The following is a 7,324-nucleotide window of genomic DNA, read 5'->3' as shown; positions in this document are numbered from 1 at the left end:
GAGGCAGCGAGAAGCACAAACCCTTGATGGATAAAATATTGGAGTGGCAAAAACGAACTTCGCCGAAGCAGCCTCCCGACCAATTGCCCTCTCCAGACACAGATCTCAAAAACGCTGCTTAACTTCGGTATCCGGGTTAAGTGGGATGGGTGTGGCGTCAGCACGCCCGTCACCCACTTTTCCACAAATCATCGCATTGCCCATCGCAGGTAGGGCGGCTTGTCCCCGAGCCGCCGCCACCGCGCCCTATGCCTTACTGCGTCCTCGGTCGCCCCCGATACGCCACGGCGAAGAAAACGCACACCACCGCCGTCAGCCCCACCTCCCCCCACCAGAAGCGGGGCCAGTCGGTGATCTTTACCGTCAGCGACGGCGGGCACCACCACGGCCATGGCACATCGACGACCGTGGTGCAGGCATCATACCACCAGCCTCCGCCAAGGTACCCCAGCAGATTCCCCACGCCGCTCATCAGCATGGCCAGCAGCGCCTGCGCCCGCACGCGCCATTTGGGGTCTATGCGCTCCTCCAGATAGATCTGCGTCGTGATGAAATAAAGCGTGTACGCAAAGCCGTGCATGAAGGTGCCCAGCATCACCGCAGGCAGGCTGTTCAGTGCGTTTAGGGAAAACCGCACCACACAGATGGCGATTCCGGAAAAGAAAACCCACTTCAGTCTGAACCGCGCCATCACATTCGCCAGAATAAGCATCACCAGCACCTCCGTCGTCTGTCCCAGCGACATCACCGCAGAGATGTTCTCCACGCCAAGATCATGCAGCTGCCGTGAGGTGTAAGGATAAAACGCCGCCAGCGGTATGCAGTACAGCGCCGCCGTCAGAAACACCACGCGATGATCCCGATGCACCAGCAGCCCCAGTGCATCCAGCCCCAGAATCTGCTTCCACGTACGATGCTGCACCACCTCGCCCGGGGGGATCATCGGCAGCTTCCATGTCAGCGCCATCACCACCAGCCACAACCCCGCCGCCGTCACCGCCGCCAGCAGGGAGGCGTCCGCCCGCAGCACAAAGCTCACCACCCAGCAGCCCACCATCCACCCTCCCGTGGCCCACGCGCGCAGCGGGCCAAACTGCGCCTTCGCGTCATGCAGCTGGGAAAACACAATGCTGCTCGTCACGCTCCACGCCGGCAGGGCCACCAGCGCCAGCGCCTGTGCACAGATCAAAACCGCCGCGTCACTCCACGCCCAGGCCAGGGCGGCGCTTGTCAGCAGCAGGGTCAGGCTCGTCGCCGCCGTCAGCCAGCGCAGCAGCAGCACCGGCGAATGCTTCTGGTCCGCCATCGCCCCCACAAACAGCGGGGAGATGAACGCCGCCGTGGCTGTCGTCGCAAACACCCACGGCACCAGATGCCCTCTCCCGTGCGCATTAAAAACATTCGAAAGCGGCACGCTCCACATCCCCATGGGCATCGCTGTGCAGAAAAACAGCGTCGCCAGCGATTTGCGGCTGGCTTTGGCATCCGGGGCGGGGTTGGACATCGTTGTAAATTTGAAATAAGCCGGAAGCCGCGAAACTCCAACAACGAGTCTGGAAAAAGCTCAGGGTTGCGCCGCCGCTCCGCCTTTCCATCTTCCGCGACCTTTCTCGCCCCTCCCCACCTCCCTTTCTCATGGAAAACGTCATCATCATCGGCACCGGCTGCGCCGGCTACACCGCAGCCATCTACACCGGCCGCGCCAACCTCAAGCCCCTCATCCTCTCCGGCAACATGCCCGGCGGCCAGCTCACCACCACCACCGAGGTGGAAAACTTCCCCGGCTTCCCGAACGGCATCATGGGTCCCGAGCTGATGATGAACATGCAGACCCAGGCGGAAAAATTCGGCGCACGCATCGAGTACACCCTCGTGAGCAGTGTCAAAAAAACCGACGCAGGCCACTTCGAAGTCCACACCGAAGGCGGCACCGTCTATGAGACCCGCACCGTCATCGTCGCCACCGGCGCATCTCCCAAGCACCTCGGCCTCCCGAATGAAAAAGGTCTCATCGGCAAGGGCCTTACCAGTTGCGCCACCTGCGACGGTGCCTTCTACCGCAACGTCCCCGTCTGCGTGGTGGGCGGCGGGGACAGTGCCTGCGAAGAAGCCGGATTCCTCACTAAATTCGCCAGCACCGTTTATCTCATCCATCGCCGTGACGAACTGCGCGCCTCCAAGATCATGGCAGACCGCGCCCTGGCCAATCCCAAGATCAAGCCCGTCTGGAACTCCACCATCAGCGAGTACATCACCGACGAAAAAGGCGAGATGCGCGCCGTCACCCTCGAAAACCTCGTCACAGGTGAAAAGAGCGAGCTTGAGCTGAAGTGCGTCTTCGTCGCCATCGGCCACGTGCCAAACGGCAAGTTCCTCGGCGACCTCGTCGATACCGACGAAAACGGCTACATCCTGCAAACCCAGGGCACCCGCACCAAAACGGAGGGCCTCTTCGCCGCCGGTGACGTCGCCGACCACGTCTATCGCCAGGCCATCACCGCCGCCGGCCAGGGCTGCGCCGCCGCCCTCGAAGCCGAACGCTACCTCGCCGACCACGGCGTGCATTAAACTCAGCACACATCAAGCTCCCCTCGTAGGACGGTCGTGGCTTTAACCCGCCCGCCTGCGAGCGTGCTACAAGCAGTATGGCAGCAAGAACATAGGTCCTTGTGTATATTTAGTGCGATTGCATGATCGCCACCACACGATCAAAAGCCAGGGCAGCCAGATCTTGCTTGCGAATCATATAGCAGAGCATGCCCATGTCGGACCAGCATGTTCCGGTGGTTTCATCATAATCGCACTGGAGCAATTGGACCCAGTCTTGAGACATTGCTTTTTGTTGTTCCTCAAAGGCGATTCCATCCTCGGCAGGAAGCTCCCAAAATTCTTCGTCGCTCATCTCACACACATAGCTCTGGCATTCCCATTCCACAGGGTCTTGGACAAGTTTGGTGGGAAATCCACCCAGCGCATGCCAGGGTTCTGTTTCTTTTTCCGGCCACCCCAGGGTGCCCCGAAGATGGTCAAACAACCGAGTGTTATAATCATTGATTGCCAGCAAATCTTCTTCGCTGGGGGCCTGGGTGCTTTGCCAGATTGGAGCCCATGGAGGCGCGTTCTGCTGCAAAGGATGCCGCTCGATTTTGCAGAGAGGGCACTGATGTTCCGCGCCCTCTGCGATGTCAGCCGGGAAGTCTGCCCGGTGCAAATCTTTGCGCGAAGCCGGGGAATAAATGACACCTTGAAATCCTTCCTGCTTCGGCCCCAGTTCCCACGTGTGATCTTGATCGTGGAAGAAGTAAAGATGACCCGCTGCTGGAAGCCCCATCATTTGCGCCCAGCCTCCAAGATCCCCAAGTGCAAACTGCGCGACAAACACCAGATGTTTGCCTTCATATTGGGGCCATTCCATGTCCGCTGGCAGATCGGGCCGTCCTCCCATCCGGCTCTCGCCCAGCGCCAGTTCGCTCTCGGAAGCAGGAATTGGCCGCAGGACAATGCTCGGACGAAAGACGCTGTTAAAAACAGGAGGCAACGACTGAAATTCTTCGGCAAGAGTATGCATGAGGTGAGTGAGTCGGCACAAACGAAACGGCTGTTCCCATCTAGTTCAGCGCTTCACTTGGGTTCAAGCTCAAAAAATTGACAATAAAATCACTCCGTAAACAGCACCCGGTGAATCGGCGCCGGATACGGCGCATCCGGTCCCTTCGCCTCCGTCCACAGAATCCGGTTCAGCTCATCCTCAGGTGCCTCATCATACTCGTCAAAATCCATCATCGCACTCGCCTTCGCCCCGGGTGAGGCAGTCGTATTCTTCGCCAGCAGATCCACCTTCGGCTGCAGCACCTTGTATTCTTTCGCCACAGCCTCATTCGTGAAGCAGCGAAACATCGGCGTCGCTCCCGCATCATACTGCGTCATCGGCGGCAGGCCCAGGATCAGCTCCATCGTCCGGATCATGCTCGCCGTCGTGTAAAGCGTGTGGTCGATGCTCTTCTGCTTCACCCACGGGCTGATCACCGAGCCGATGGTGCGGTGCGCATCCACATGGTCGGGCCCGTTCTGCGCATCATCCTCGATCACGAAAATGGCCATCTGCTTCCAGAACTTCGACTTCGTCGCCGCCTCCACAATTTTGCCGAACGCCACGTCATTGCTGCCCACGCAGGCGGCAGGCGTGAATGCCCCGGGCGTGGTGCCCTTGGTGTGGTTCTCGCCCAGAGCCATGATGGTAAAGCGCGGCATGTCACCCGTCTTCTCCGCCTCATGCAGGTCTCGGATCCAGTTCTCGCATTTGTCCATGTCACGCGGCTCGCCCCACTTGCCGCGGTTCACGCTGGGCACCCGCTGCGCTCCTTCGCCGTACGTTTTGAAGCTGATCCCCGCACGCTTGCACTGGTCCCAAAGATAGCCCGCCGTGGGCGTTTCCAGCTCGTCATTGCCGGGCAGCTTGTCTTTGCGGCTGGAGTAGCTCTGCGTCCACGAGCGCTGGTTCCAGTCCGTCGCCATCGCGGCATCGCACCAGCTGTGCCCGTCCACGCTCACCTCGCCATTGCAGTACAAATTGTCCAGCAGCACGTAGTCGCGTGAGAGCTGGTGCTGGTTCGGCGTCACGTCCTCGCCATACAGGGTGATGCTCGGGTCGCCATTGCCCATCGGCTTCCCCTTCGCGTCCTTCATGTCTCCCAGCACCTGGTCATACGTGCGGTTCTCCTTGATGATGTACAGCACATACTTGATCGGGCATGGCGCGCCCACCTTGTCCGGAATCACGCAATCATTCGGCTTCTTCACCGCGCGCAGCATCTCCGGCGTGTAGGGAGAGTTTTTCCGCACCTGCGCCGTGTATTCGGTCATCTGCTTGTCATCTGGCTTGGCAATGAAGCTCACGCTGCCGTCCAAGGTGCGTCCAGGATGGATGGCCTTCTGTTTTTCCCCCGGCTTGAGCTCGCCGTCCCTGCTGGGATCAGGTGTGGTGACGATGCCCTTGCCATTGCCCACCAGCAGCGTGCCACCATCGCTGCTTACCACCAGCGAAGCCGGATACCACCCTACGGGAATAAATCCCTCCACCGTGCTGATCTTCTCCGCATACTTTTCACCCGGTTCATTCACCGACTCGCCGATGTTCACCACCATCACGCAGTTGTTGTCCGCATTGGCCACAAACAGCGTCCGCCCATCCGGCGAAACTGCCAGCGCATCCGGCGTGCTGCCTTCCGGCGACTGCGGATACAGCGATGTGGAAATAATCTCCCGCGTGCCATCCCACAGCCTCCGTGAGGAGTCCGCCTCCTCCCCCTTCTTTTCCAGCGTGCGCGTCTGGATCACATGCACCGTATTGTCTCCCGAGCATGCCACGTATAACCGCCCGTCCGGGGCGATCGCCATGTCATTCGGCCGCACTCCCACGCTCAGCTCACGCAGCTCTTTCCCGCTCTGCGAGTCCACGATCGACACACTGCGGGAGCCCCAGTTGCTCACATAGAGATGCCGCTTGTCCGCGCCAAACAGGCACGAATGCGGATGCAGCCCCGTCGGCACTGTCGCCTCCACCGCCAGCGTCTGCGCATTCAAAACCCACAGCTCATGGCTTGCCTCATTGCACACATACAGCCTCCCGTCCTCAGGGTGCACCGCGATGCCGGACACAAACTTCGGCGCTCCCTCCGGCGCCACCTTTACCGAATTCAGCGCTGAAAGCTGCCCCGCCTCATACTGAAACACATGCACCTCCCCCGAGGCCCCGCCACTGACGAACAGTCTCTTGCCTTCCCGGTCAAACGTCAGCCCGTTCCAGATGTGCGGGATGGGGATGAACTGTGTCTGCTTCTGCTCCACCACGTTCATCACCACAAGCCCGGGACTGTTGTAGCCCGCACACACCGCGATCGCAGACTGCCCGTCCGGGGAGAGGATCATCTTCAGCGGCATGTCACCGGGCAGCCCCACATGCTTGCCTGCTGGCGAGAGCTTCCAGCCGTTGAACAGCGTCCCGTTGCCAGGCGTTTGCAGGCCAGGCGGAGGTTCTGCGAGAGCGAACGAGACGAATACAAGGGGCAGCAGATGTCGTAGCATGGGTTTCAAAACGTAGCAGACAGCCCTTTTTCGCCGCCGGTTTGCAGCCTTTCACCCGGCCCATGTCAGCCCCGTTGTGCCCCAGTTTCGGCCCGGCCCGCCCCGATTGACGCTGGACAGAAGCCCTCTGTCACGGCATATCTCCGCGCCCTTTCACGCCACGCACACGTAACCCCCTACGCATGAGTCAATTGGTGATCCCCCAAGCCGTCCGCCTAGTCCTCCTTTCCGCCTTAGCCTTGCTGGCATCCTGCCAGAACTCGGGCGATCGCGGCCAGACCCAGTACCTCGAAGCCTTCGCCTCTACCAGCGTTCCCCATTCCGCGATGTACAGCGCCGATCAGGATTCCTACTGGGATGGTGACAGCATTCCCGGCTCTCCCAGCATCATCATCGATATCAGCGACCAGAAAGCCTACTTCTACAAAGGCGGCACCCTCGCCGGCGTCTCCGCCCTCTCCACCGGCGATGAACGCCATGCTACCAAAACCGGCAACTTCAAGGTCATTGAAAAAGATCAGTGGCACAAGTCCAACCTCTACGGCGACTTCGTGGACGGCGCTGGAAACGTCGTCATGGCCAACATTGACGTCACCAAGGACAAGGCCCCTCCCGGCACCCGCTTTGAAGGCTCAAAGATGCACCACTTCATGCGCTTCGTCGGTGGCATTGGCATGCATGAAGGTTTCCTTCCCGGCTACCCGGCCTCCCACGGTTGCGTCCGCATGCCTCCCCACATGGCGGCCGTTTTTTACAACAACGTCACCAAGGGCACCCCCGTCACCGTCCGCCCCTGATGCCCGCCTGCTGCTGATGTCATGACTCCGGAAACTCCGCTCGAAATCGGCCCCACAGACGTCAGCTACTTGCTCGAGCGTCCCGGCCAGCGCACCTTCCGTCTCATTGACTGCCGCGAGGAAAGCGAGTGGCAGATCTGTCACCTGCCGGACGCCCAGCTCGTCCCTCTCTCTCAGTTCGGCGAACTCGCTCAGCAGGTCTTCACCAATACTCAGGAGCACCTCATCATTTACTGCCACCACGGCATGCGCAGCCTGCGCGCCGCTCAATTTTTGCGCCAGCACGGCTTCGTCCACACGCAGAGCATGCGCGGTGGCATCGATGCATGGTCAGACATGGTCGATCCCGCGACGCCACGTTACTGAACTGATACACCTCTCAGGCGAGTTTGCTGTGGCGCATGGTTGCCCCACGCTTACTCTCCCTGCTACCCCCAATCGCA

6 protein-coding genes are annotated in these 7,324 nt (G+C 60.3%); 3 read left to right on the top strand and 3 right to left on the bottom strand.

The annotated features are described in order from the left end of the window. Positions 1 to 253 precede the first annotated feature (253 nt). Positions 254 to 1,504 (bottom strand): MFS transporter, encoded by a 1,251-nt coding sequence (locus ACILSR_RS31345; RefSeq protein WP_395753768.1) that lies wholly within the window; start codon positions 1,502 to 1,504, stop codon positions 254 to 256. A gap of 131 nt (positions 1,505 to 1,635) precedes the next feature. Between ACILSR_RS31345 and trxB the strand changes: the two genes are divergently transcribed. After that, a complete protein-coding gene (trxB, locus tag ACILSR_RS31340) occupies positions 1,636 to 2,568 on the top strand; it encodes a thioredoxin-disulfide reductase (protein ID WP_395753767.1) in 933 nt (310 codons plus the stop codon). A gap of 109 nt (positions 2,569 to 2,677) precedes the next feature. Here the strand turns inward: trxB and ACILSR_RS31335 are convergent, their stop codons facing one another. Beyond that, positions 2,678 to 3,568, bottom strand: a complete 891-nt coding sequence (locus tag ACILSR_RS31335) for a DUF1963 domain-containing protein (protein ID WP_395753766.1) — start codon at positions 3,566 to 3,568, stop codon at positions 2,678 to 2,680. An 89-nt stretch (positions 3,569 to 3,657) separates the two neighbouring features. Next, complete coding sequence (locus ACILSR_RS31330) at positions 3,658 to 6,084, bottom strand: SMP-30/gluconolactonase/LRE family protein (RefSeq protein WP_395753765.1); 2,427 nt, start codon at positions 6,082 to 6,084, stop codon at positions 3,658 to 3,660. A 182-nt stretch (positions 6,085 to 6,266) separates the two neighbouring features. On the opposite strand from ACILSR_RS31330, the gene ACILSR_RS31325 reads away from it, so the two are divergent. Beyond that, positions 6,267 to 6,881 (top strand): L,D-transpeptidase family protein, encoded by a 615-nt coding sequence (locus tag ACILSR_RS31325; RefSeq protein ID WP_395753764.1) that lies wholly within the window; start codon positions 6,267 to 6,269, stop codon positions 6,879 to 6,881. Between the two features lie 21 nt (positions 6,882 to 6,902). Then, positions 6,903 to 7,247 (top strand): rhodanese-like domain-containing protein, encoded by a 345-nt coding sequence (locus ACILSR_RS31320; protein ID WP_395753763.1) that lies wholly within the window; start codon positions 6,903 to 6,905, stop codon positions 7,245 to 7,247. The last annotated feature ends 77 nt before the right edge of the window (positions 7,248 to 7,324 follow it).

The sequence above is a fragment of the Prosthecobacter sp. genome (assembly GCF_044222565.1).
GTDB lineage: Bacteria > Verrucomicrobiota > Verrucomicrobiia > Verrucomicrobiales > Verrucomicrobiaceae > Prosthecobacter.
This window is presented reverse-complemented; position numbering and strand designations above follow the sequence as displayed.